Genomic DNA, 26355 nt, shown 5'->3' with positions numbered 1-26355 from the left:
TGCTTCGTTCCTCGCAATGACGGGACGTGAAAAACGGCGCGTTAATCCATGCGAATGCGTCATGTCATTGTAAGCGAAGTGCAACGGAGCGTGGCAATCTTTAAAATTAATGAATTAATTCTCAGATTGTTTAGTTTCTTGCACTGACAGTAAGTGAAAAATGGGATAGCAAGAGAAAAAACTACAGTTTCTCAACCTTTACATAAAACTTTTTATCCGCTACAGTAACATCGCTTAATGATGTAGCCTGAATTGTTTCCTTTTTCCAGTCGTTAGTGGCATCAAGCCTAAGGGTTTTACTGCCTAAAGATATTTCTATTGGCATAGCAAAGTTAGGTTCGTCTGTTACCCAGCGGTATTGCAGTATAGTACCTTCCAGTTTTAGTTGCAGCACAGGAATTTTTGCATAACGCAGGTACTGGTTAAACACAGGAGTAAGGTTTATGCCGGTTTCTTTATTAAAAAAGTTTACTACCGTTTCGGTATCTATAACCTGCTTTTTATAGGTGGTGCTGTAGTTGTATATCAGTTTCCACCATTTGGCATCATCGTTAACTATGTTGCGCATGGTGTTTAGCATCAGGGCACCTTTAAAGTACATATCGCCGCTGCCTTCCTTATTCACCCCAAAGATGCCTATGGCCGGCTTGCGGTTTTCTACGCTGCGGCGCTGGCCGTAAATGTATTTCATGGCCTGGTCATAGCCCTGGCGGCATTCTATATACACAGTTTCGCTGTAGGTGGTAAACCCTTCGTGTATCCACATATCGGCTATATCCTTGCTGGTAATGCTGTTACCAAACCACTCGTGGCCGCTTTCATGTACCACTATATAGTCAAATTTCATACCTACCCCCGTACCCGATATGTCCATGCCCATATAGCCCTTGCGGTAGTTGTTTCCGTAGGCCACGGCGCTTTGGTGCTCCATGCCCAGGTACGGTGTTTCTACCAGCTTATAGCCGTCTTCATAAAAAGGGTAGGGACCAAATTTTTCCTCAAAGCATTGCAGCATCGGCTTTACTTCGTCAAACTGTGTTTTGGCTTTGTCAACGTTGCCACGCAGTACGTAGTAGTCCAGGCTCAGGCTGTTGTACTCGTCGTGTATGTGTTCGTAGTCGGCTATGTTTACGGTAATGTCGTAGTTGTTTATAGGGTTTTTTACCTCCCAGTCCCAGCGGGTGTACCCGTTTTTCAGGTCGGTACTGCCCATAAAACGGCCGTTGCTCACATCCATAAGGCCGTTTGGTACTGCTACTTTTATGCTTGCACCGCGGTCGGGTTCATCGGTTTGGTGGTCTTTTACGGGGTACCACAGGCTGGCACCGGTGCCCTGTACAGCTACGCCTATCCATGGTTTGCCGTTAGTGTCCTGGGTAAACACAAAACCGCCGTCCCACGGGGCATTTTTTGCAATAACCGGGTTACCCGAATATGAAAAACGCAGCGTGTACTCCTTGTCTTTTTCTAATGGTTTCGGGAAGGTGATAAACACGGCATCGTTATCGCGCTTATAAGTGGGTTTTACCTTATCCAGGGTTATGCCATCTATCTTCATGTTTTCAAAAAGGTCTACCTGTATGCGGCTGGTGGCTTCGGTGGCCTTAAAGGTAATATCGTTGTACCCCTTAATAAACTTCTTTTCGGGGTCTACGCTAATATTAAGGTCGTAGCGCAGCACATCGTAGCTGGTACGCTCGGGGCGCAGGCCACCCTGCAGGCTGTCGCGGCGGGTATAGTTTTGGGCGTAAGTCGATAAACAGAAGAACACAGCGGATAGTACGATAAATCTTTTCATAAAAGGGTATTTACACTATTGGTGACTAAATGTAGTTATTTGTTACATTTAATGCCCAATTTGAGTATCATAAACATCATCCTTAAGTAGCCCGCGTGTAGCAAGGTCTGTTACAATACTTTCAATCGCGGCATCGGCCACAAGGTCTTTAACATTGCTTTTGCCTATGCTAAGGTACCAGTTGACGAATGGTTTTTTTAGCTTATCGGTTTTCTTTCCAAGCCAACTTTTTTCATTCATTTTGGCTATAAGCCTTTCAGCATCGGTTGCTATTTTTATGGTAGCATCAGTTTCCACTTCTTTGTATTCATTCAAAACGTTATTAATAATACATTCCAGCCTTTTTTCAATTTTGTCTTTGAGGCCTATAATATATTTAAGGCTTAGTTTCGGATAAGGATATATACCTTCCTCCTGTGGGGCTACTATTTTATAACCTGTAGTTTCATTGCCTTCTACCCTCATGTCAGGTATTAGAGCCAGTAATTTTTTCCCCTCATTAGTTAATGTAATACCAAATTTGGTATCTTCTTCATAACCAGATTCAAGTATAGGATTTTTTGCGCTTTCGGGAGCATTAAAATATTTTTCAAGGAAACGCTGGCAGTTCCTTCGTCCTAAAAAGTAGTCGTGCTTACGGAACTCTTTACTAAGAAATCCGCTAAATCCTCCCAGCGCTCCACAGGCTATGGTATACTTTTGACGTTTATTGTTTTTATTATAGCGCTCGGGTAGTATCATGAAACGTGTAAAATCGTCGTCAGTATACGCCCGTTCTATTTCGGCATCTTTCATCATCAGCTGCCCCCGCATAGCCGAAAGTATTGAAGGCAGTACATTTTTCCAGGCTTTTTTTATTTTGTAAGGAGGTAAAATTTCATCATCGTTCGGAAAAGGATCTATCATTAGTACCACACTGTCAAACGTTGCTGCCGAACGTTTTAAGTCAGTAGTACCTTGACGGTCTTCCAGTAAAGATTCAGTTATTTCATAAGGTTCGTTGTTAATAACGCCGCCGTCAACATTCAGTGATTCAAAACTCCCGGTTTCAGCCACCAGCTCATATTTTGCCCCGCCCTTATTTTTCATTAGGTTAAGGTATTTGTTGTTTGCTATATAGCTAACCTCACGGTTAAGTTCACGGCTTTCGAGCCCCACAGGAAATGCACCCGTGCCCATGGCAGCGGCTTTAAGTATTTCGGTTGCATTATTATTTAGTTTAAAATCAAGCGGGATATATCCGTTTTTATTATTGTCAAGAGAGAAAAAAGCATAATCCCTGTGCATGCGCATACGGTGGGTACGGTCGACGCTTGCGGTTTTAAATTTTACTTCATATAGAAATCCCCTTAAATTAGTAAGCGTTGTAAATATATCCAGGTCTTCGGCTACGTAAGTACGTGTGTAAGACTTGGTTACAGGCTTACCTAAAAGATCTGATGCAATGTCTTTTATAAAGGAAGAATTAAGCCCTGCACGCACTTCTTTAAAGCTGTTATTGATATCCTTGTCAATATCCGATGTATCAAGCATCAGCGCCATCATGTCGGCTTTAGCAGTTTCCTTCAGGTTTACCCAAGAATTATAAAAAGGATTAGCATTAGCGGTGCCGGCAGTATTTACGTTTTGTTGTGTTATAGGTTCAAAATTTTCCTGTAAACCCCTTGCCGAAATAGCAGCCGTCATGCCGCCTGCCGAGGCACCACCTAAAACTTCGATTTTAAAGTTATGTTTAGGTATACCGCTAAGTTTTCCTTCTGACTGTAGTTTTTTTGCTTTTTCCCAGTTTTCCAGGGCTTCAATAAGATAGTCCATTACCCCGGCAGTGTAAGCCCCGGCAGATACTGCCCCGGCCATGCATATACCTGCATGAAAAGTATTGTTTTCTGGCATAATATTGTGGTTTTAAGGTTTGATTTCTGTAAAGATAATAAAAATGAAGTCAGAATTAATGTTTTGTAAATTAGTGTTTTATCTACTTTTTAATAGGCGTTTTCATAGTTATATTATGAGTGTCGTAGCCACATTATCTTTTTTTATCTTTGTGCAATGCGTTTATCGGTTATTATACTAAACTACAATGTGCGCCATTTTTTGCACCTGTGCCTGCAAAGCGTGCAGCATGCCACCCGCCACCTCGATGCGGAGATTATAGTGGTAGACAACAACTCACCCGACGACAGCTGCGCCATGGTGAAGCAGTACTTCCCCGATGTAGTGCTGATAGAAAACCCCGAAAACAGCGGTTTCCCGAAAGGTAATAATATAGGTGTGGCTGTTGCCAAAGGCGACTACGTATGCATACTAAACCCCGATACGGTAGTGGCTGAAGATACATTTGACAAGCTGTTTCAATTTGTAAACGATACCCCAAATGCCGGAATTACAGGTGTAAAGCTGGTAGACGGGCGTGGTAACTTTTTACCGGAAAGCAAGCGCGGGTTGCCTACACCCTGGGTGGCATTTACAAAAATATCGGGGCTGTATAAGATGTTCCCGGGGGTACAATCATTCAACAAATACTATAACAAGGCCGTTACTACAAATGGCATAGGTACTACCGATATACTGGTGGGTGCCTTTATGTTTATGGAACGCAACCTGTACCTGGAGGTGGGCGGCTTTGACGAGGACTGCTTTATGTATAGCGATGATTTCGACCTGTCGTATACTGTAACCAAAAAGGGGTTGGGAAATTATTACTTCGGAAAGGCAACAGCCATTCACTTTAAGGGAGAAAGCACGGTAAAGGACGGCACATACATGAGGCGTTTTAGGGAGGCGATGCAGTTTTTCTATAAAAAGCACTTTAGGTCGTACCCCGTTTTCGATTTGTTTATGCGCATGGGGGCGTTTGCTTTTATGTTTGTAAAAAAGAACCGTACGGGTAAAGTTGTGGTGCCGCAGTCGTATATTTTAGTATCGAAAGATGCGCTGCTGGGCGAGGGGCTGAAACAGGTTTTGCAAAAACCACTGCTAACCGTACCCGATTTACAGACAGAAAGCGTATTTTTACAGCATACAGGTGCCGAGGTTATCTTTGATGCGGCTACCGTGTCTTACGGACAGGTGATAGCCTTTATGGAAAAACACGGCGGTGCGTTTACCTATAAAATGAAGCCCGAAGGTGCCGGTTTTATCATAGGAAGCAACAGCAGCGACGACCGTGGTACAGTAAGAAGCGTGTAAATATGATAAAAAATGTTTTCGAAATATTTTTTGCTTTGATTTTTTATTAAATTCGCAAACATAAAATTGAAATACACCATTTGATTAACAATATGGCAAAGTTTGAACTTAAATTGCCCAAAATGGGCGAAAGTGTTGCCGAAGCAACCATAACGAATTGGCTTAAAAAAGTAGGCGATCCTATCGCGGCCGACGAGGCTGTGCTGGAAATTGCTACCGATAAGGTGGATTCTGAAGTGCCGTCTGAAGTATCTGGGGTACTGAGCGAAATACTTTTTAATGTAAACGATGTGGTGCAGGTAGGCCAGACGATAGCCTATATAGAAACCGAAGGCGGCGCTGTAGCTGCGGCTCCGGTTGCCGAAGCGGCTCCTGCCGAAACTGCAACCCATGTGGAAGCTATAGAGAAATCGGTTGCTGCTGCGGTAGAAAGTGTAGCTGCTCCCGTAGATTTTTCGGGTACGGATAAGTTCTACTCACCATTAGTGAAAAATATTGCCAAAGAGGAGGGTGTAAGCCTTGCCGAACTGGAAAGCATAAACGGTACCGGAAAAGACGGCCGCGTTACCAAGAATGATATACTGGAGTATGTTCAAAAACGCCCCCTAACCCCCAAAGGGGGAACTGTGGAGGCTGTAGTATCCGCTCCAAAACCTGAAACGCCAAAGGCTGCTCCGGTATCGGTAAACGGTGGTGATGAGATTGTGGAAATGGACCGTATGCGTAAGCTTATTTCGGGCTATATGGTACAGAGCGTGCAAACATCGGCGCACGTGCAGTCTTTTATAGAAGTGGATGTGACCAACATAGTGAAATGGCGCGATAAGGTGAAGTCGGCTTTCGAGAAACGCGAAGGCGAGAAGCTTACCTTTACCCCTATATTTATGGAAGCCGTAGCCAAAGCGCTGAAGGACTTCCCGATGATGAACATAAGCGTGGATGGCGATTACATCATTAAAAAGAAAAACATTAACCTGGGTATGGCTGCGGCCCTGCCAAATGGTAATCTTATAGTGCCGGTAATTAAAAATGCCGACCAACTGAACCTTGTGGGTATGGCTAAGGCTGTGAACGACCTGGGCAACCGCGCTAAGGCAGGTAAGCTAAAACCGGACGATACGCAGGGCGGTACTTATACGGTAACCAACGTGGGTACGTTTGGCAGTGTGTTTGGTACGCCGATAATCAACCAGCCACAGGTGGGTATCCTTGCCCTGGGTGCTATTCGCAAAGTACCTGCGGTTATAGAAACCCCTGATGGCGACTTTATAGGTATCCGCCAAAAGATGTTCCTGTCGCACAGCTACGACCACCGTGTGGTAGATGGTGCACTGGGCGGCTCTTTTGTAAAACGCGTTGCCGAATACCTGGAGGCGTTTGATGTAAACAGGGACTATTAAGATTTTAAATTTTTTATTTTATATAGGAGCCTCACTTTGTGAGGCTTTTTTTATATTTGGAACTAAATCAACCATATATGAAACTCTTAAAATTACTCGCTGTATTTTTATTGGGATTTACCCTTTATGCCCAGGAGGGCGCTAACGACGCTACGTTTAACCCCGCAGATACTTCTATAGGTACCACAGTAGACGGACCGGTTAAAGGCTTTTTAAATCAACCTGATGGTAAGCTGATTATTTATGGAGCTTTTGAGAAATATCATGATATAGATTCCTATAAAATCGTGCGAATTAACGCCGATAAGAGTATAGATATGTCTTTTAATATTGGCTCAGCCTTAAATAATACAGTAACGGCTGCTGCTTTACAGAGTGATGGAAAAATAGTAATTACTGGTTATTTTACAGAATATAATGGTGCTCCTGTAGCAAATGTGATACGATTGAATAGTGATGGTTCGCTGGATACTTCTTTTACAAACGGAACTGCAAATAGTGACGTATATAAAATAAAGGTACAGGATGATGATAAGTTGATGCTTTGTGGTGCTTTTACTACTTTTAATGGGATTGCTGTAAAAAAGGTAATACGATTAAATGCTAATGGGACGCTTGATAGTACTTTCAGTCTTGCTGTAACATATGAAGCCGTATCAGATATTGGTATACAGGTAGATGGTAAAATTGTTGTGGCGGGTGCTTTAAATAATTGGCAAGTTAAACGTTTCAATGCAAATGGTTCGGCAGATAGTTCTTTTTCAGTTGTTGGAGTAGATTTAACAATAAGGGTGCTTGAAATACTTTCAGATGGAAAAATTTTTATTGGAGGGGTGTTTCATATGGTTAATGGCCAAGCCTCTAATGGTATTGCAAAAATTAATATCGATGGTACCATCGATGATTTTTTTGAAGTAGGCAATGGTATTAGTGGTGATATTTTTGATGTTGTCTCTGAACCTGAGGGAGGAATTATTGTTGTGGGATACTTTTTTGGTTACGGTAATTTTTCGACTAACAATATTGTTAGATTATTTGAAGATGGTTCTTGTGATGGTATGTTTGTTCAACCTGTTTATGATGGTGGTAATAGTTATATAAGTTGTGCTATAAGATTTGGAAATAATGTAGTAGTTGGAGGAGTTTTTACTTCATATAATTTGCAGCCTTCTAATTATCTAAGGATTTTAAATTTTGATGGAACAATAGATTACACAAATTTTGAGCAACCAACTGGGGCAAATAATCCTATAAATAGTATTGTTGAAACTGATAGCGGAAATATGCTTATAGGAGGGGCATTTAAAGAGTATGGTGGGCAAACCAGAAATAGGATTGCTCTCGTAGATGCTAATGGTGAACTTCTTGAAAGTTTTAATCCCGGTTTAGGTTTTAACAAGGAAGTAACTTCAATTTGTAGGCAGGCAGATGGAAAATATATTGTAATTGGAAAATTTTCCAATTATAATGGTATTCTTCGTTATGGAGTAGCTCGTTTACATACTGACGGTAGCCTTGATACATCATATGATTTAGGTTATTTAGGAAATGTAATGAATGGGGTGTTACAGCCTGATGGTAAATTAATACTTTATGGTTCATTATATATATCATATAACGGGGTTTCGAGTCAATATTATTATGCTTGTCGTATTACTGAAAATGGTACCTTGGACCAGAATTTTAAGGTTCCTATGTCAAATTTTTTAGGGAGTGGAAGTATTTCATTTCTGAAGCAATTGGTATTATTGCCAGGAGGGAAAATTTTGATAAATTATGATGGAACAGACTCGTCGTCTAAAATTGTGAGATTAAATACAGATGGCAGTATTGATAATTCCTTTCCGTTTATTGGAAATGATATGGTGAGTGTTAATACTGCTATTGTTCCTGATAATGATGGTAAATATATAGTTTCTAAGGAGGCTTACAGTTATCCTAATAGTACTATAGTAACTTATCGGAAAATTGATGAAAACGGCATATTTGATGATGACTTTGAACTTTCGTCTGTTGACTATGGTTTACTTTCATTTATTCAAGGAGATGGCAAAATGTTTTTTATAAAAAATGATGGACCTACCTCTTCTTTTAAAAGGTTTAATGCCGATGGTGCCTTAGATGAAACTTTTAGCGACCACACCATTTATGAGTATATCCCTAAAGTAAATGCAGTATTGTACCAGCAAGATAAAGTAGTTATAGGCGGAAGGTTCAGCCGTTATGACGGTAACCACCGCAGCAATATAGCCCGTTTTAACAGTACAGGTGCAGCCCTGCAAACAGCAACCCCTGAGGTTGTTGTAAAACCATCGCTTATCTCGCTTAAGAAAAATAATACGGTAGATGTAGAATGCCCTACCATGGCATTGTCATCGGTTGCGGTGTACGACCTTTCGGGTAGGCTGGTAGCCAGCGCAAATAAACTTCAGGATAACAAAGTATCTTTAAAATACGCAGGTGTTACAGATAGTGTGCTTATTGTTCAGGCTAAGTTGCAGGACGGCAGTACATTGGTTAAAAAGATAATGTAGGATTTTTTTTGACTCTTAAACTTTAGAATATTCAATACCAACCATATATGAAACTCTTAAAATTACTCGCTGTATTTTTATTGGGATTTACCCTTTATGCCCAGGAGGGCGCTAACGACGCTACGTTTAACCCCGCAGATACTTCTATTGGTGCCAGCACAGATGGGGCTGTACAAGATTTTTTAGTATGCCCGGACGGGAAACTTATTATCTATGGATATTTTGAAAAATACCATGATGTAGATTCGCACCATATTGTTCGCATTAATGGAGATAAAAGTATAGATACTTCATTTGCCATTGGTAGCGCCCTAAACGGTTGGGTATCTGCCGCAGCATTACAAAGTGATGGTAAAATAGTGATTGCCGGAGGCTTTACATTATATAATGATACCCCTGTGGGGAATGTAATACGCCTTAATAGTGATGGTTCGCTGGATACTTCGTTTACAAGTGGTGTGCTTAATAACTCTGTATATGAAATAAAAGTACAGGCCGATGATAAGCTGCTGGTTTGTGGTAGTTTCACTACTTATAATGATGTTGTTGTAAAAATGGTAATACGGCTAAATACTGACGGAACGCTTGATCCAACTTTTAATCTTGCAGTAAACTTCTCAAATATATTAGATATTGCTTTACAGGAAGATGGAAAAGTAATAGTTGCAGGTTCTCAGTTAAGGCGTTTTAATACAGACGGCTCTACCGACTCTTCGTTTACACCAGTGTACACAGATTATGGCATAAGAGCGGTAGAACTACAATCTGACGGCAAAATAGTCATTGGCGGAAGTTTTGAAACTCTGTATGGGGTGAGTCATAAAGGCATTGCAAGGATAAATGCCAATGGGACTAAAGATACTACATTTGCTATAGGCACGGGCATGTATGCAACTGTGACCGATATAGCAATTCAGCCGGACGGTAAGATTATTTTTGTGGGATTGATAACGAATTTAGGTGATTATTATGCGCGAGGGAGCTTAAGGTTAAATGAAGACGGAACTGTAGATACTACCTTTACTGCTCCGCAAACAGACCCGGTTGGTAGTATACTTGCTGTGGAGCTTACTGAAAATAATATTTATTTAGGTGGTATGTTTATAAATTATAATAACACACCGGCAAATTATATTTTCCCATTGAACTATGATGGAACGCCAGATTATACGGGGTACGTGCAGCCTACCGGGGCTAATAACCCAGTTACTGCAATTGCATATGCAGGTAATGGTAACATGCTTGTTGGCGGAAGTTTTACATACTATAATGGAGAAGCCAGGAACAGGCTTGCTCTTATAAATGAAGATGGAGAACTTCTGGATGATTTTAACCCGGGAGAAGGACCAAATGGTAATATTAATGGTGTTGTTCGTCAAAGTGATGGTAAGTATATAGTTTATGGAGATTTTACCACTTATAACGGCGTGGCCCGTAAATACGTAGCCCGAATTAATGCGGATGGTAGCCTGGATATGTCGTATGATTTAAGTGGACTCTTTTCAGGGCCTTATTCTCAATATTTGTATGGTGGTAAACTGCAGTCTGATAATAAATTATTGCTTTACGGAGGACTTACCGTAATATACGGTAGTGGAACAGTAAATACTTATCTTGTATGTCGTATTAATACAGACGGTACACTGGATGAAAGTTTTCAGTTATTTGCCACATATTTTTTTACGTCAGGATATAGTCCCTTAGAATATTTAGAAATTTTACCTGATGGTAAAATGCTGTTAAGTTTAAATGGCGGTACTAATGGTCTTAAGATAGCGAGAGCAAACAGTGATGGTAGTGTTGATAATAGCTTCCCTTTTATAGGGGGGGATTATCTTTCTAATACGAGAAAATTATGGTCGGATAATAACGGGAAATACATTACGTCACAAAGAATATATAATGGAGGAAGCGTGCCAAATACAACCATATACCGCAGGATGAATGCAAATGGGATTTACGATACAGATTTCGAGTTGCCTGAAAACGATTATGGTTCGTTATCTTTTATCCAAGGCGATGGCAAAATGTTTTTTATAAAAAATGATGGGCTTACCTCTTCTTTTAAAAGGTTTAATGCCGATGGTACCTTAGATGAAACTTTTGGCGACCACACCATTTATGAATATAGCCCTAAAGTAAATGCAGTATTGTACCAGCAAGATAAAGTGGTTATAGGCGGAAGGTTCAGCCGTTATGACGGTAACCACCGCAGCAATATAGCCCGTTTTAACAGTACAGGTGCAGCCCTGCAAACAGCAACCCCTGAGGTTGTTGTAAAACCATCGCTTATCGCGCTTAAGAAAAATAATACGGTAGATGTAGAATGTCCTACCATGGCATTGTCATCGGTTACTGTGTACGATCTTTCGGGCAGGCTGGTAGCCAGCGCAAATAAACTTCAGGATAACAAAGTATCTTTAAAATACGCAGGTGTTACAGACAGTGTGCTTATTGTTCAGGCTAAGTTGCAGGACGGCAGTATATTGGTTAAAAAGATAATGTAGGCAAAAAAAGAATATTGAAAATCCCGCCGATGCGGGATTTTCTGTTTTTATATAATTCCCCTATATTTACACAAACCCTTTACATGAAACTATTCCGCTACATACTCCTTTTTATTACCATAACCGCATTCGCCCAGCCTGCAAAAATAACCCACAAGCTCAGTGATGAGTGGGCTGAGGTGCAGTTTGACTCGCTGGGGCCGCTGAATAAAATGGCGTATGCCGATACGGCTAATTTTATGCACGAAAAGGTATATCCCTGCGCGCGCTGCCTGCTGCGCCCTGAGGTTGCCGAAGCATTGGAACGCGCAAATGTACTGGCTGCCGAAAAAGGATATAGGCTCGTGATGTACGACTGCTACCGTCCGTATCCTATACAATATAAGATGTATGAGTTGGTAAACAACCCCCTGTACGTGGCCAAGCCGGGTAAGGGCAGCAACCACAACCGGGGGCAGGCGGTAGATATTTCGCTGGCAGATGAAAACGGCGAACTTTTGGATATGGGTGGGGCTTTTGATGAGTTTTCGGAAATATCGCATTATGCGTATAAGGACATACCGAGGAAGGCTCGAAAAAATCGTAAACGCCTGCGTACCATAATGATTGAGGCGGGTTTTACGCCCTTTGAAAGCGAGTGGTGGCACTTTGATTATAAGCAGAAAACCTACGAAACATCAAACTATGTGTGGGAATGCCCCTAAGCCTCTAATCCTTAATAATTTTTGAAGTTGTAATGCCATCTACAGTATGTAATTTTAAGATGTAAACGCCCGGCTTAAGTGTTGAAAAGTCTACTTTTTGGGCATTGATATCTACAGGAACGCTAAGCAGCTTTGCTGAAATATCATACACTTCTACATTTTTTATTGGGGTAGTGCTATTAATATAAAGATTGGCTTTAACCGGGTTAGGGTATAGTACTGTTTTGTTTGTTGAAGCAGTTGCAGCGGCAAGCGTACCGGTTATAAATTGCACTACCGACGGCTTTGGTTGCGAGTTTGTGCACGCATTAGAAAGTGTGGCTACTGTAATAAGGTTTTGATTTTCCTCAAGTGTTTTATATGACGCCGTATATACAACACCTGAAGGAGTTTCATCTATAACAATACCGTTATTGCCAAAATCGGTTGCTAAGGCACCATTGTTTTGTGTGCGGAGTAAAAAAAGCTTTTCGTAAGCTGCATTTTCAGGACTAAACATACCGGTAATCGTTACATGGTTTGCGGTTTTGTTTATTGTACTTACAGCTTCATAATTGGCACCTTCTATATCAAATAATGCTGTTCCAGCGTCGCCAAAAGAAGCGTCGGCAATACCTGAGGGGTTGTATTTTTTTAAGAATACATGGCTTTCAGAAAGTTCGTCAGTAATGTGCCCGCCGGCATATACATTGCCATCTGAGTCAACAGTTAAATTAGTAATCACGCTATATGTAGCAGTCTCGTAAGGATCTTGTACATATACTATGCCATTTATACCAAAAGATGTGTTTTGGGTACCATTGGCTATGTCATATTGCATCAGGCCGGAGTATCCAAACTGTAAATCAGTATCGGCATAGCCGTCTACATTTACAGTAAGCATACCGGTTGCGGTGTCATAGTATCCGGCCTTGGGGAAGCTATATACGTCGTTAAGATAAAATACCATGCTTCCACTGTTGCCAAAAGCTGTAACAGGGTTTCCGTTCAGGTCGTATTTTAATGCTATTACATAGCGGTAGGGCTCATCTCCTGTTGTAGAATCGTTTGTTCCTGTTAGTATAATTTCGTTTCCTGATATATCTACCGTAATAAAGTTTAGTCTTTCCGGCCATACCAGGTCTATATATCCGTTAGTACCAAAGCCGGTTACAACATTACCGTCAAGGTCGGTCTTTACCATAAAACTATGTCCGGCCAGCCCTCTGGAGTTGTTTACTATAACAAGATTGTTGTCTGCTGTATGTTTTATAAATGTACTGCTAAGATCATACAGGCCGCCACCCGGATTACCAAGGTTAAGCTGAATATATCCATTTGTGCCAAATGAGCTGTCTACTACACCTGTGCTTGAAAGTTTTATCAGATAGTATGCGCCAAAGCCTGTAATGCCGTAGTAATTTTGGCCTACCTTTACAAGGTCGCCCATTACCACAGGAGAAAACTCTTCGGGTGTGGTAATACATACCGAGCCGTTATTTCCGAAAGCTGAATTTAAAAACTCGCTTTGTGCGGTTGTTATCGCAGTAAAAAAAAGCGAGCAAACAAAGAGTATAATTTTATTGTGCATTGGTTAGGTTTTATTCTTGCACGCAAATATATATTATTTTTTAACACTTTTTGTGGTGTCAGTTCTTTATGTGCAATAATCTGTTGTGCATCAGTAATTGAATTGTGTCAGGGTCGAATTTGAGATAAAATAACGCCGATGTTATTCTTTTTATAATTTTGCTGCCCTATATTTGTTATAATATAAATGTTGTATGGAACTGAAACTGCACCGTCCTATTTGTTTTTTCGACCTGGAAACTACAGGCACTGATATAACCAAAGACCGTATTGTAGAAATCGCTATATTAAAGGTATATCCTAACGGAAACAAGGAAAGCCGTACCTGGCTGGTAAATCCCGAAAGGCCTATACCGCCCATTACCACTACATTTCATGGTATAACCGATGAAAAAGTGGCTAATGAGCCTACGTTTAAACAACTGTCGGCGCAGGTGTATGCCATGATTAAGGATGCCGATCTGGCGGGGTACAATTCAGATCGTTTTGATATTCCGTTGCTGGCAGAAGAACTGCTGCGTGCCGGGGTAGATTTTGATATGAAAAACCGCGTGGCTGTAGACGTGCAAACCATTTTCCATAAAAAGGAAGAGCGCACCCTTAGTGCTGCCTATAAGTTTTACTGCGGGCAAACCCTGGAAAACGCGCACACTGCCGCTGCCGATACTAATGCTACTTACGAAATACTTAAGGCTCAGCTGGACCGTTATGACGATCTTGAAAACGATATGCGACTGCTGTCGGAATTTACCACACGCAAAAAAGCGGTAGACTTTGCCGGTTTCATTGCGCTGGACGATCAGGGTCAGGAGGTATTTACCTTTGGCAAATTTAAAAACGTAAAAGTAGAGCAGGTGCTTCAGCAGGAACCGGGCTACTACGGCTGGTTTCAGAGTGCTGATTTCCCGTTGTATACTAAAAAAGTATTAACGGCCATTAAGCTTAGGAAATTAAACAATAAATTAGCATAACGCACCATCCAATTTTATAGTTATGAAGATCATCTGCATTGGGAGGAACTATGTAAACCACATTGCCGAGCTGCAAAACGAGCGTCCGGCAGAACCTGTGGTGTTTATGAAACCCGATACCGCCGTACTGCAAAAGCAATACCCCTTTATTATCCCTGATTTTTCTGATGAGGTACACTATGAGGTAGAGGTTATTGTAAAAATAAACAAGGTAGGTAAGTACATAGATGCTAAATTTGCACATAAGTATTATGATGAAATAAGTGTGGGGATTGATTTTACCGCACGCGATGTTCAGGACGCGTTAAAAGCAAAAGGCCTGCCATGGGAAAAAGCCAAGGCGTTTGACGGTTCGGCTGTGGTGGGCGATTTTGTGCCGAAAACCGATTACGCATCGGTAGACGATATAAACTTTGAACTGCACAAAAACGGTAACATAGTGCAGCAGGGCAATACAAGCCACATGATTTGGAAAATAAACGAGCTTATAGCTGAAGTGAGTAAATATGTTACGCTGCGCACCGGCGATGTACTGTATACCGGTACTCCTGAGGGCGTGGGTAAGGTAGCTGAAGGCGATGTGCTGGAAGGCTACCTGGAAGGAAAAAAGCTGTTTAAAATTCAGGTAAAGTAATAAGGAAACGAGATATGGCGCTTCATTACAACTTATCAAAAGTATATGCGATTTCTGATAACGATCAGGATTTTGCAAAACAGATAATAACCCTTTTTATTGATGAGGTTCCGGCGGAGGTAAAAAACATTCGCGAAGGGCTGGAAGATAAAGACCATAAAAGGGTATACCAGGCGGCACATAAAATAAAGCCTACGCTTGATTTGCTGGGAATGGAACTGGCTTATGACGATGTGCTGGCCATAGAAAAATGGACCAAGGCCGAAGGCAGGCGAAAGGAAATAAAGGATGTGGTAAAAAGTCTGAGGGGTCATGTAGAAAATACACTTAAGGAAGTTAAAAAAAACTATAACCTGTAGAATATGAAAGCTGCTGTAGTAACCGTAGGCGATGAAATACTTATAGGCCAGATTGTAGATACAAACTCGGCATATATAGCTAAGTCGCTGGATAAAATAGGTATAAGCGTATTTGAAATGTTCTCTGTAAGCGATGACCGCCGCCACATACTGGATACGCTGGCGTATTTGCAAAACAGGGTTCAGGTTGTAATTGTTACGGGAGGCTTGGGTCCCACAAAAGACGATATTACAAAAAGCACTTTTTGTGAATATTTTGACGACCACCTTGTGCGAAACGAGGAAGTGGAAGCCCATGTGGTTCAGCTTATAGAAAAGGCAATGAACCGCCCCGCAAGCCAAATGAACAAAGATCAGGCGCTGGTGCCCAGCAAAGCCAAAGTGTTACATAACGCTGTTGGTACTGCCCCGGGTATGTGGATGAAAAGAGCCGATACGGTGTTTATATCGCTGCCGGGTGTGCCGTATGAAATGAAATATATTATGGAGCATGAGGTGCTGCCTAAGCTTGTAGCCGAGTTTGAGCGTCCGTACATTATCCATAAAACCATACTTACGTACGGGCAGGGCGAAAGCCTCGTAGCCGAACGTATAGAGAGCTGGGAAGACAATTTGCCTAAGTTTATAAAGCTGGCCTACCTGCCAAGTCCCGGTAAGGTAAGGTTAAGACTGAGCGCCCATGGTAACGATGAGGCCGAACTGCGAAATGCAGTGGAAGCTGAGGCTGCCAAGCTACAGGATATTATAGGTGATATTATTGTAGGCATGGACGAAGACGATCCTATAGAGGTGGTTATAGGCCGCCTGATGCAGGAAAAAGGTGTTACCGTAGCTGCTGCCGAGAGTTGTACCGGTGGCAGGGTGGGTACGCTGTTTACCAGTGTGCCGGGTTCGTCTGCGTATTTTAAGGGTAGTGCGGTAACCTATGCTACAGAGAGTAAAATTAAAGTGCTGGGTGTAGAACACCAGCTTATAGATATATACAGCCCGGTAAGCGCTAAGGTGGCCGAAGTGATGGCTACGCGCGCAAAAAAATTATTCGGGACGGATTATGCTGTTTCCACTACCGGAAATGCGGGGCCTTCTAAGGGTGATGCTGCGGCCGATGTGGGCACCGTTTTTATAGGTGTAGCTACGCCTAACGGTGTTTACAGTCATAAGTTTGACTTTGGTCAACCGCGTGAAAAGGTGATTGCACGGGCATCTGAAAAGGCACTGGAACTGCTTTATAAGGAAATTTTAAAAAACTAATACATTACGTTTGCGTAATATTTTTATTTTTTGTTACTTTGCACCCTGATTTTGAATAACGATATAAAAGCAAGAAATAATGTCAAGAGTTTGTGCCCTTACCGGTAAAAAAGCGATGGTTGGAAATAACGTTTCCCACGCGATGAACAAGACTAAGCGTAAGTTTAGTGTGAACTTAGTTAAGAAGCGTTTTTATCTTCCTGAAGAAGACAGGTGGATCACTCTTAGGGTAGCTGCTTCTACAATCAAAACGATTAACAAAAATGGTATAGCCGCGGTTTTAAAAGAGGCCAAAGCTAACGGGTTCATTAAATAATTAATCCGGTTACACCTCCTTAATATATAATACACGATGGCAAAGAAAGGTAACAGAATCCAGGTAATCCTAGAGTGTACTGAGCACAAAGCTTCTGGTATGCCGGGTACTTCAAGGTATATTACTACCAAAAACAAAAAAAACACTCCAGACAGGCTTGAAATCAAGAAGTTTAACCCTGTGTTGAAGAAAGTAACTGTTCATAAAGAAATTAAATAATCAGGACTGAGTCATGGCAAAGAAAACCGTAGCAACGTTACAGACAGCTTCAAAGAGGTTAACTAAAGCTATCAAGATGGTAAAATCACCTAAATCAGGTGCTTATACTTTCGTTGAAAGCGTAATGTCTCCTGAAGAGGTGGATGCATTTCTTAAGAAGAAATAATTATCCTTACAATATATAGAAAAGCTACTTTCAGTTAAAGAAAGTAGCTTTTTTGTTTTTATCTTTATCCCATAAAACTAAAGACGAAGTAACTGTATATATGAATTTCTTTAAAAAAATATTTTCTTCGGAGAAAAAGGAGACCCTTGACAAGGGCCTTGAAAAAACGAAGACCTCTTTTTTTTCTAAATTATCTAAAGCCGTAGCCGGTAAAAGCAAGGTAGATTCGGAAGTGCTGGATAACCTTGAGGAAGTACTGGTGAGTTCTGACGTAGGCGTAGATACCACCCTTAAAATCATAGAGCGCATAGAAGAGCGCGTATCGCGCGATAAATACCTGGGCACAGATGAGCTAAACGGCATACTGCGCGAGGAAATAGGTTCGCTGCTTAGCGAAACCAATACCGGCGATGCATCGGACTTTGAAATTCCTGCCAACAAGAAGCCGTATGTGCTTATGGTGGTAGGGGTAAACGGTGTGGGTAAAACCACTACCATAGGCAAGCTGGCCTACCAGTTTAAAAAAGCCGGCCTTAACGTGGTGCTTGGTGCAGCCGATACCTTCCGTGCGGCAGCCATAGACCAGCTACAGGTATGGGCAGATAGGGTAGGGGTGCCTATAGTGCGCCAGCAAATGGGCAGCGACCCTGCTTCGGTGGCGTTTGATACCATACAGAGTGCCGTAAAACAAAACGCCGATGTGGTAATTATAGATACCGCAGGCCGACTGCATAATAAGGTGGGGCTTATGAACGAGCTTGCCAAGGTAAAACGCGTAATGCAGAAAGTGGTAGACGATGCCCCGCACGATGTACTGCTGGTACTGGATGGTTCTACCGGGCAAAACGCCTTTGAACAGGCCAAACAGTTTACCGCTGCTACTGAGGTTACCTGCCTTGCTGTAACCAAGCTGGACGGTACTGCCAAAGGTGGTGTGGTTATAGGAATATCTGACCAGTTTAAAATACCGGTTAAATACATAGGTGTAGGCGAAGGCATAGAAGACCTGCAGGTATTTAACAAATATGAATTTGTGGATTCTTTCTTTAAATAAGATTTTTTCCAAGTCGACCGAAACGCAGCGTAGCGGAGACATCTCAGTATTGGTATCTCGATTTAAAGAGATTTAATTTCATTGAACCATAGGGATTTCTCGACTCCACTGCGTTTCGCTCGAAATGGGACAGCAATAAAAGCTGTTTATGCAACCAACCGAAAACCAAGCAACCAATAACAGGAAATCACACTACATTATCCTGGCAATAGCCGTTTTTGAGCTGGTTCGTTTCTGCATCCGTTATTTTGATGCCAAGAGTGATATGACCAATCCTCTTATCCCTAAGTCACTTTTACATCATATACTTACGCCGTACTATTATTCATCGGGTATGTATGTGGCTGCAATAGTATTGCAGGTTTTGGCACTGTATAGCACAAAATTTTCACGCCTAAGTGTTGTAGCAGGAGCAATACTGATTGTTATTGGCCACCTTACAGAGCGTTTTTATTACCAATTTATCTCCTAAACCAATTATACTTATGAAACAATTTGCATTATCTATTATGCTGTTTTTTGCTTCATTTGCCCTTAACGCACAAAATGTAAAGGGGTATTATATTACCACCTCAGGCCAAAGGACTGAAGGCTACTTCAAGTCGGTTAATTTTTACAACGAAAACAACCTGTTGTTTACATCGGCTGAAACCGGAACCGATTACGCTAAAGTTGACCCTGAGACCGTAAGTGAATACGGTGCGGGTGATGATGTGGTTTTTAAAAAGTTTACCGTACAGCTTGATGACAGTAAGCTTATGGGTACTGATGTAGGCCCTGAAAAAATGCCGGTATGGGTTACCAAGACTGTGTTTATGAATTTAATTATAGACGGTGATGCTTCGCTGTATTCGTATACCAGTGACAAGGGTGTGAAGTATTTCTTTGATGTAAAGAGTAAAAATATTGCTTTAAACCAGCTTGTGTACAAGCAATATATGGCCAAGCAAAATGCCATAGGGGAGAATAGCCAGTTTCGCCAGCAGTTATATAATAGTGTAAGCTGCCCCGGCGACAACGTGTCTGCATATTCGTCTTTAAACTATAGCAAAAAGGAGATTCAAAATGTATTCCGTAAGTACAATAGCTGTACAGGTAGCGGAAAAGAAACAAAGGAGCTGGAGGCTACTGCCAGCAGAAAATCTAAGTTTACTTTTACATTACTGGCCGGTGCGGGTAGTACCAAAGTAGAAACGGGCAATATAGATCCGGTGCCGGGCAGTACAACAAATACTTTGTTTACCGGTGGTGCAGAAATGGCGCTGACCCTGCCATCGGGTATGTTTTCGTTTTTCTTTAAGGCAATGTACGAAGATGTGTCTGCAGAAACTCAAATAACAACAACAACTCCTACACGTACCAGTGTAGATACCCATACTATAAAAAGCAGCTTTGCTGACCTGTACATAGGGCCACGTTATAACTTTAATTTTGCAGGCAAGCACACGTTGTTTGCAGATGTGGCCTATGCCGTAGCTATACCTTTTGGGGATACGTCTCGTAAGCACCAAACCACAACAGTAGATGGTACTGTTTCCTACTATCATGAATATACGCTAAAAAGCGATTTCTTTTATACAGCAGGTGTTGGTTACCAGTATAATAACAAGTATGGGGTGGAAGTGCATTCCGATTTTTCGCGTGAGTATGACGGAGTTGATCTAACTACTGTGAAACTAAACAGGTTGTGGGTAAACCTTCGTTATACATTTTAACCTGATTTAGAGTTTAGATTAACTTATGTAAATTGATTTAACATTATTTACAGGTTTATTCTTAGATAATTAATATATTGCCGCGTATTTTATAACTAACTAACCATGAAAAAATGCTTGTTTGCAGCTGTATTGTTCTTTACAGCAGTGTGTGCCTTTGCGCAGGAAAGTGTAAAAGGATATTATGTTTCTGCCACAGGGCAGAAAAAAGAGGGATACTTTAAGTATACCGATTTTACCGATGTTTCATTATTGCGTTTTAGCGAAAGCGAAAAAGGTGATTACCAGAAAATTTCGTCTGAAAATGTAAAGGAGTACGGTGTGGGTGGCCGCATATTTACCAAGCTCCTTGTTGATATTGATGCCGATGGAGGCAGCAATAAATTAGCCCTGAGTAAAGAGGCTGATTATGTAAAAAAAGAAGTGTACTTAGAGTTGCTGCTAAAAAGTAATGTATCATTATACGTGAATACTGTAAGTGATAATGAAAAGTTTTTTTACAAGCAGGAAGGTGACGTAAGGTATATTCAGCTGGTATACCGCAGGTATAAGCTGGAAACCGGCCAGGAAGCATTAAACACTGAATTTAGGAGGCAGCTGGCGCAGAACTTTTTGTGCAAAGGCGAGAGCCCGCAGGTGTATGCTAAAACCGCTTACAGCCGCCAGGCACTTACCGATGCCTTAAAACATTATAATGACTGTACGGGCCACACATCTGAAATACCAAAAGTGGCTAAAGAAAAAAGCGATAGCCACTTTGCGCTTTTGGGTTATGCGGGGGTTATGTTTGCCAGCAATAAGGCATCTACTACCGATTATAATTTTTCGGCTACAGATGGTGCTTTGGCTTACCGTGCCGGTGTAGAGGTTTCTTTTTATAATGAATATAAAGGACTGTCTTTTTTCGGAAGAGCAGGTTTTGACTATATGGATACTGAGGTTACCGGTACCTACGCTCCGGGAGGAAGTTCTGTGTATACATTTAAAGACGTTTATAAAGTTTCGGGCATTTCGGCTGATATTGCTGTGGGGCCGCGTTATTCGTTTTCTGTTAACGATGAAAAACGTATTTACATAGATGGTACTATAGGTATACTGGTACCACTGGGTACTAAGGTAACGATGAATCGTGAAATGACCAGCTCTAGTGTGTCGTCAAGTACAGGCTGGAGTGTTGATGCAGAGAGTGGCGCGTATTTTAGCGTAGGTGCGGGTTACTATATTACTGAAAAAATCAGTGCCGAGGTACGCTATATACCTAAGCGTAATTACCTGGAAAACTATATTAATACCTCGTTTAATAACTCCGGTGTAACCCTAAACGTGCTGTACCGATTGATGTAATTAGTTTACGGCTGCGTTTTTGCAAGAAATTGTAAACATAAAAAAATACCATAAACGGCGTTATTTTATAACGTCGTTTATTTTTTTCCAGAGGTTGTTGTCAAAGCCCGATTTGGCAAAATTCTTCCCTTCGGCGGCATTTCCTAATCGGATGATTACCATATTCCGCGACGGTATTACGTATATCTTTTGGTCGTTTTTGCCCAAGGCGGCATACATATCGGCAGGTGCATCAGGTATCAGCGGACCTTTAAAGTCCATTTGTGTGGTGGGTAGCCTGAAGTTTTCCTTGCCGTTTAGCCACCACAGGTACCCGTAAGATTTATTCAGTTCCTGCGATGTGTTTACCGCATCGGTAAAATACGCTTCGTTTACCACCTGCGTGCCGTTCCAGTTGCCTTTGTTTAGTGCCAGGAGCCCAAAACGTGCCATGCTTCGCGCATTACTCCAGTATACGCTAAATACGTCGTGCTTGCCCAGGTTAGTCCACGCGCCGGTCATGCCTATTTTTTCCTTCAGGCTTTGGTTAAAGTATTCTTCCCAACTTTGTTTTGTAGCGGCGGCTATTACATCCTGTAGTTTTACATAGGCATTGTGGTAGGCCCAGCGTGTACCGGCATCGGCTTTATAGGTAAGTTTTTCGGGTGTTACTTCGTTGTCGCCGTCGGCCAGGCCGCTGGTCATGGTAAGCAGGTGGCGGCAGGTAATCAGGTTTTCTTTATCGGGTGGTACGCTTGTCCAGCCTTTGCCCAGGTAGGTTGTTACTTTTTCGTCAATATTCACATAGCCTTCCTGTTGTGCAATGCCAAAAACGGTAGCTGTAAGTGTTTTACCCGCACTGGCCCAGTACCAGGGTTTGCGAGGCCCACCGCCGTTAAAGTATTTTTCTGCCGCTATGCGCCCGTTAACCAATATTATAAACGCCTTGGTGTTTTTTTCTTTTAAGAAATCGTACAAAGGCTGAACCGCCGTTTCGTTCCAGCCGAGCGATGCCATGCTTACGGTTTCCCAGTTTGACGAGCCTACAGGCGGGAAATACATATCGTTTTCAGGCTTTTGTTTAAAACCAAAACAGGTAAGTGCTGCGCTGGCCATGGCGCAAAACAGGACTATCTTTTTCATAAACAAGCGGTTTTATACCAAAGATAATAAATTGGGTCAATCTCTGGCTAATAGTTTTTACCACAAAGGGTACTGAGTTTTTCACGGTGGACACTAAGGCATTATTTAGTTTATTGCCAAAAGTTGCCAATCCCACATTATTGGGATTGAAGTACACGGGGCATAACGCAAAGCTTAGTGTTCTTCCGCCTTTGGCGGACAGGCTTTGCCTTATGCATCTTCGTGAAAAACCTTGTGGGCTTAGTGGTAAAAATTTACTTGATTTTTAAAATACAGATTGTTCGTTTGCACACCACATTTATGCGTAAATTTGCCCACTATACTTTTACGGTTATGAAGAAACTGGTTTTTATTTTTTTAGCGCTGGCCACAATGACCGGCTGCAAAAAACGTTTTGAAGGTAACAGCTATGCCAAGCTGAACGGCTATTGGGAAATAGAAAAAGTGGTACTGCCCGATGGTACTGAGAAAGACTATGGTGCTAATCCGACTATAGACTACCTGGAGGTAAAAGATACGGCAGGTTTCCGTAAAAAGGCCATGCCGCAGATTGACGGCACTTACCGTGCTAATGACCTGAGCGAAAGCTTTACCATAAAGCGCCAGGGGGATAGTGTGGTAATGCACTACACTACGCCGTATGCCCAGTGGGATGAAACCCTGCTGAGCGCAGATGATAAAGAACTGGTGGTAAAAAACCAGCACCAAATGGAATACCACTATAAAAAATCAGAACCTTTTACACTTAAATAATGGCAAAACGGCTAAACGATTCTAATGCGGTAGGCGATGTGCTGAAGGCTTTTATACAACAAAACCACCTGCAAAAGGGGATAGACGTGGTAGCCGTGCGAGATGCCTGGGCGTCGCTTATGGGGCCTGGGGTAAATAACTATACACGCAGCGTGGTGCTAAAGGGTACGGTGCTGTATGTAGAGCTAACATCGGCGGTGCTGCGCGAGGAACTGAGCTATGGCCGCGAAAAAATTGTAAAAATGATAAACGAATCATTTGGCCGCGATGTGGTTAGCGATGTGGTTTTGAGGTAGGCTACTTGGATTTTTGGATTGTTAGATTTTTGGACTTCTTAGAAAGTCAGATTATAGAAGGATTGGATTTTTGGAAGCGATGTGCTCCGGGAATCCAATTTTTTGTTGGGTATCTTAAGCGTAACACACCCCTGACCCCTCTCAAGAGGGGAACAGCTTCACTCTGATGTAAAAATTGTTGCCTAATTTGAGTGAAGTTTAAAGGGTATGAGTGGCAGTTCCCCTCTTGAGACTATCGTATGGACACAAATCGCTTTGTGAACTTTTTTGCTTTCCAAAGGAAAGCCTTCGTGTTCGTATTGAGCATTATTTAGGTCTTTTGTGCCCTTTGTGAAAAACTTTGTGCACCTTGTGGTAGAAAAATCCTCGCAAAGCCGCTAAGTCGCAAAGATGTGTCCACACGATAGCTCTTGAGAGGGGTTAGGGGTGTGTAAAAAATCTAACCAATCTAATAATCCAAAAATCTAACAACGCCAATTGTAACACCTGCGCCATAATTGCGTCTAATAGTTACGGCTTGCCAAATTTGTGGAAATTAGTGTAATCCGTGGCTAAACTTTAGTAATTTTAAAGCGCAATAACCCGTAGCAATGGCTAAACCGATTATAGAAATAACAGACATTACCAGAGATTTTCCGCTGGGCAGCGAAATTGTAAAGGTGCTGAAAGGCGTAAACCTTACCATAAACAAAGGCGAGTACGTAGCCCTGATGGGGCCTTCGGGTTCGGGGAAGAGTACGCTAATGAACCTGCTGGGCTGCCTGGATACGCCAAGTGGCGGCAGCTATGTGCTGAACGGCAAAAACGTTAGCCACATGAGCGACGACGAACTGGCGGGCATACGCAACAAGGAGATAGGCTTCGTGTTCCAAACGTTTAACCTTTTGCCGCGTACCACAGCATTAGACAACGTAGCCCTGCCCATGATATACGCAGGCTATAAAAAGCCCGAGCGCAATGCCCGTGCTACCGAGGTGCTTACACAAGTGGGCCTGAACGACCGTATGGATCACAAGCCAAACCAGCTTTCGGGTGGGCAGAGGCAGCGTGTAGCGGTGGCAAGGGCACTGGTAAACCACCCGTCTATAATACTGGCAGACGAACCTACGGGTAACCTGGACAGCAAGACATCAATAGAAATCATGAAGCTATTTGGTGATATCCACGCTAGCGGTAATACAGTAATCCTTGTTACCCACGAGGAAGATATAGCCGCCTACGCACACCGTGTTATCCGCCTGCGCGACGGCGTTATAGAAAGCGATAATGTAAATCCTAATCCGCATAAATAGTTGTTGGTTGATGGTTGTTAGTTGTTGGCCTCACTCAAACCCATATACGTAAACACCGTATAGATTAAGAGTGAAGCTACTAAAAACCATCAACCGACAGCCAACAACTAAAAATGAAAGTATACACAAAAACCGGCGATAAAGGTACTACAGCCCTATTTGGGGGTACGCGTGTACCAAAGCACCACATACGCATAGAGAGTTACGGTACTATAGACGAGCTAAACTCGTACCTGGGGCTTATTCGTGACCAGAATATAGCCACTTCGTACAAGAAAATCCTTGAAAAAATACAGGACAGGCTGTTTACCGTAGGTGCCATATTGGCAACGGCGCCCGATAAGGCCATTTTAAAGAACGGTAAAGACCGGCTGAACATTCCGCTTATAACGGAGCTGGATATCCAACTCCTTGAAAACGAAATAGACAATATGGAAAGCGCGCTGGAGCCCATGACACATTTTGTGTTGCCGGGGGGGCATACAACTGTGTCATATTGTCACATAGCACGCTGTGTTTGCCGCCGTGCCGAGCGTTTATCTACGCATTTATACGAGTTAGAGCCGTTTGATGACAACGTTTTGGCATACATAAACCGCCTTTCTGACTACCTTTTTGTATTGGCACGGAAGTTGTCAAAAGATTTGGGTGCCAATGAGGTAAAGTGGATACCCGAAAAGCTGTAATTGTTCATGGTTTATGGTTGATGGTTGCCAATGCAGACGCACAAATATGGGGCTAAGCAGCATTGTGAAAACTGTAAATAGTAAATTTTCAGCTTATAACCCTAAAACGTTCTTTAATTTTAATAAAATAAGCAAAATTTTACTTGACTTTTTCAGTAATAAATTTATTTTTGCATAAACTTTAATCGTTTAGAAGATGTATTGGACATTAGAATTGGCATCTTATTTAAGTGATGCCCCGTGGCCGGCCACTAAAGACGAGCTGATAGACTACGCCATAAGGACCGGCGCTCCGCTTGAGGTTGTTGAAAACCTTCAATCTATTGAGGACGAGGGGGAAATATACGAGTCTATGGAAGAAATATGGCCGGATTATCCTACCGACGAAGATTATCTTTGGAACGAGGATGAATATTAAAGGCACAAAATAGATCAAATTAGAAAAAGTCTCTTTCAGGAGGCTTTTTTTTTGGTTA

25 protein-coding genes are annotated in these 26355 nt (G+C 42.1%); 21 read left to right on the top strand and 4 right to left on the bottom strand.

The window, feature by feature from the left end; genetic code table 11:
- Positions 1-181 precede the first annotated feature (181 nt).
- Positions 182-1798: a M1 family metallopeptidase gene (locus ACLI1A_RS14365; RefSeq protein ID WP_411409370.1), complete on the bottom strand. Its 1617-nt coding sequence runs from the start codon at positions 1796-1798 to the stop codon at positions 182-184.
- A gap of 48 nt (positions 1799-1846) precedes the next feature.
- Positions 1847-3691: a patatin-like phospholipase family protein gene (locus ACLI1A_RS14360; RefSeq protein WP_411409369.1), complete on the bottom strand. Its 1845-nt coding sequence runs from the start codon at positions 3689-3691 to the stop codon at positions 1847-1849.
- Positions 3692-3847: 156 nt separating this feature from the next.
- Between ACLI1A_RS14360 and ACLI1A_RS14355 the strand changes: the two genes are divergently transcribed.
- The 5 genes from ACLI1A_RS14355 to ACLI1A_RS14335 all read left to right on the top strand — a co-directional run bounded on the left by ACLI1A_RS14355 (position 3848) and on the right by ACLI1A_RS14335 (position 12132).
- Complete coding sequence (locus tag ACLI1A_RS14355) at positions 3848-4987, top strand: glycosyltransferase family 2 protein (RefSeq protein ID WP_411409368.1); 1140 nt, start codon at positions 3848-3850, stop codon at positions 4985-4987.
- Between the two features lie 92 nt (positions 4988-5079).
- Entirely contained in the window at positions 5080-6387 is a 1308-nt protein-coding gene (locus ACLI1A_RS14350) for a dihydrolipoamide acetyltransferase family protein (protein WP_411409367.1), read from the top strand.
- Between the two features lie 77 nt (positions 6388-6464).
- Positions 6465-8921, top strand: coding sequence for a hypothetical protein (locus ACLI1A_RS14345; protein WP_411409366.1), 2457 nt, complete (start codon positions 6465-6467; stop codon positions 8919-8921).
- Between the two features lie 47 nt (positions 8922-8968).
- Positions 8969-11428, top strand: a complete 2460-nt coding sequence (locus ACLI1A_RS14340; RefSeq protein ID WP_411409365.1) for a hypothetical protein — start codon at positions 8969-8971, stop codon at positions 11426-11428.
- Positions 11429-11511: 83 nt separating this feature from the next.
- Positions 11512-12132, top strand: a complete 621-nt coding sequence (locus ACLI1A_RS14335; RefSeq protein WP_411409364.1) for a M15 family metallopeptidase — start codon at positions 11512-11514, stop codon at positions 12130-12132.
- 4 nt (positions 12133-12136) lie between these two features.
- Here the strand turns inward: ACLI1A_RS14335 and ACLI1A_RS14330 are convergent, their stop codons facing one another.
- The gene (locus ACLI1A_RS14330; RefSeq protein WP_411409363.1) at positions 12137-13702 is read right to left on the bottom strand and encodes a T9SS type A sorting domain-containing protein; all 1566 of its coding nucleotides are present in this window, start codon (positions 13700-13702) and stop codon (positions 12137-12139) included.
- Between the two features lie 193 nt (positions 13703-13895).
- On the opposite strand from ACLI1A_RS14330, the gene ACLI1A_RS14325 reads away from it, so the two are divergent.
- The 11 genes from ACLI1A_RS14325 to ACLI1A_RS14275 all read left to right on the top strand — a co-directional run bounded on the left by ACLI1A_RS14325 (position 13896) and on the right by ACLI1A_RS14275 (position 21730).
- Positions 13896-14672 (top strand): exonuclease domain-containing protein, encoded by a 777-nt coding sequence (locus tag ACLI1A_RS14325; protein WP_411409362.1) that lies wholly within the window; start codon positions 13896-13898, stop codon positions 14670-14672.
- A gap of 22 nt (positions 14673-14694) precedes the next feature.
- Positions 14695-15306 carry a fumarylacetoacetate hydrolase family protein gene (locus ACLI1A_RS14320; protein WP_411409361.1) on the top strand — a complete coding sequence of 204 codons (612 nt, stop codon included), beginning with the start codon at positions 14695-14697 and terminating at the stop codon, positions 15304-15306.
- A gap of 14 nt (positions 15307-15320) precedes the next feature.
- A complete protein-coding gene (locus ACLI1A_RS14315; RefSeq protein ID WP_411409360.1) occupies positions 15321-15665 on the top strand; it encodes an Hpt domain-containing protein in 345 nt (114 codons plus the stop codon).
- A gap of 3 nt (positions 15666-15668) precedes the next feature.
- Complete coding sequence (locus ACLI1A_RS14310; protein ID WP_411409359.1) at positions 15669-16916, top strand: CinA family nicotinamide mononucleotide deamidase-related protein; 1248 nt, start codon at positions 15669-15671, stop codon at positions 16914-16916.
- A gap of 79 nt (positions 16917-16995) precedes the next feature.
- Positions 16996-17232: a 50S ribosomal protein L28 gene (gene rpmB / locus ACLI1A_RS14305; protein ID WP_054409746.1), complete on the top strand. Its 237-nt coding sequence runs from the start codon at positions 16996-16998 to the stop codon at positions 17230-17232.
- Between the two features lie 36 nt (positions 17233-17268).
- Positions 17269-17451, top strand: a complete 183-nt coding sequence (gene rpmG, locus ACLI1A_RS14300) for a 50S ribosomal protein L33 (protein ID WP_411409358.1) — start codon at positions 17269-17271, stop codon at positions 17449-17451.
- 13 nt (positions 17452-17464) lie between these two features.
- On the top strand, positions 17465-17617 hold the full coding sequence (locus ACLI1A_RS14295; protein WP_074961599.1) for a DUF4295 domain-containing protein: 153 nt from the start codon (positions 17465-17467) through the stop codon (positions 17615-17617).
- Between the two features lie 100 nt (positions 17618-17717).
- Positions 17718-18671: a signal recognition particle-docking protein FtsY gene (gene ftsY / locus ACLI1A_RS14290; RefSeq protein ID WP_411409357.1), complete on the top strand. Its 954-nt coding sequence runs from the start codon at positions 17718-17720 to the stop codon at positions 18669-18671.
- 148 nt (positions 18672-18819) lie between these two features.
- On the top strand, positions 18820-19143 hold the full coding sequence (locus ACLI1A_RS14285) for a hypothetical protein (RefSeq protein ID WP_411409356.1): 324 nt from the start codon (positions 18820-18822) through the stop codon (positions 19141-19143).
- Positions 19144-19156: 13 nt separating this feature from the next.
- A complete protein-coding gene (locus ACLI1A_RS14280) occupies positions 19157-20386 on the top strand; it encodes a hypothetical protein (RefSeq protein WP_411409355.1) in 1230 nt (409 codons plus the stop codon).
- A 105-nt stretch (positions 20387-20491) separates the two neighbouring features.
- Positions 20492-21730: a hypothetical protein gene (locus tag ACLI1A_RS14275; RefSeq protein ID WP_411409354.1), complete on the top strand. Its 1239-nt coding sequence runs from the start codon at positions 20492-20494 to the stop codon at positions 21728-21730.
- A gap of 60 nt (positions 21731-21790) precedes the next feature.
- Here ACLI1A_RS14275 and ACLI1A_RS14270 read toward each other — a convergent pair whose 3' ends face one another.
- Entirely contained in the window at positions 21791-22852 is a 1062-nt protein-coding gene (locus ACLI1A_RS14270; protein WP_411409353.1) for a serine hydrolase domain-containing protein, read from the bottom strand.
- A gap of 333 nt (positions 22853-23185) precedes the next feature.
- Here ACLI1A_RS14270 and ACLI1A_RS14265 point away from each other — a divergent pair, with 333 nt between their 5' ends.
- The 5 genes from ACLI1A_RS14265 (at position 23186) to ACLI1A_RS14245 (ending at position 26297) form a co-directional block, all read left to right on the top strand.
- Complete coding sequence (locus ACLI1A_RS14265) at positions 23186-23605, top strand: lipocalin family protein (RefSeq protein ID WP_411409352.1); 420 nt, start codon at positions 23186-23188, stop codon at positions 23603-23605.
- Positions 23605-23901 carry a DUF721 domain-containing protein gene (locus ACLI1A_RS14260; RefSeq protein ID WP_411409351.1) on the top strand — a complete coding sequence of 99 codons (297 nt, stop codon included), beginning with the start codon at positions 23605-23607 and terminating at the stop codon, positions 23899-23901. Before ACLI1A_RS14265 ends, ACLI1A_RS14260 begins: the two co-directional genes overlap by 1 nt.
- A gap of 590 nt (positions 23902-24491) precedes the next feature.
- Positions 24492-25193 (top strand): ABC transporter ATP-binding protein, encoded by a 702-nt coding sequence (locus tag ACLI1A_RS14255; RefSeq protein ID WP_411409350.1) that lies wholly within the window; start codon positions 24492-24494, stop codon positions 25191-25193.
- Between the two features lie 113 nt (positions 25194-25306).
- The gene (locus ACLI1A_RS14250) at positions 25307-25879 is read left to right on the top strand and encodes a cob(I)yrinic acid a,c-diamide adenosyltransferase (RefSeq protein ID WP_411409349.1); all 573 of its coding nucleotides are present in this window, start codon (positions 25307-25309) and stop codon (positions 25877-25879) included.
- A 196-nt stretch (positions 25880-26075) separates the two neighbouring features.
- Complete coding sequence (locus ACLI1A_RS14245; RefSeq protein WP_002986941.1) at positions 26076-26297, top strand: DUF2795 domain-containing protein; 222 nt, start codon at positions 26076-26078, stop codon at positions 26295-26297.
- Positions 26298-26355 lie beyond the last annotated feature (58 nt).

This window comes from Flavobacterium sp. RHBU_3 (assembly GCF_046613565.1).
GTDB lineage: Bacteria > Bacteroidota > Bacteroidia > Flavobacteriales > Flavobacteriaceae > Flavobacterium.
The sequence above is the reverse complement of the archived record's forward strand: the minus strand, read 5'-3'. Positions and strand labels throughout refer to the sequence as shown.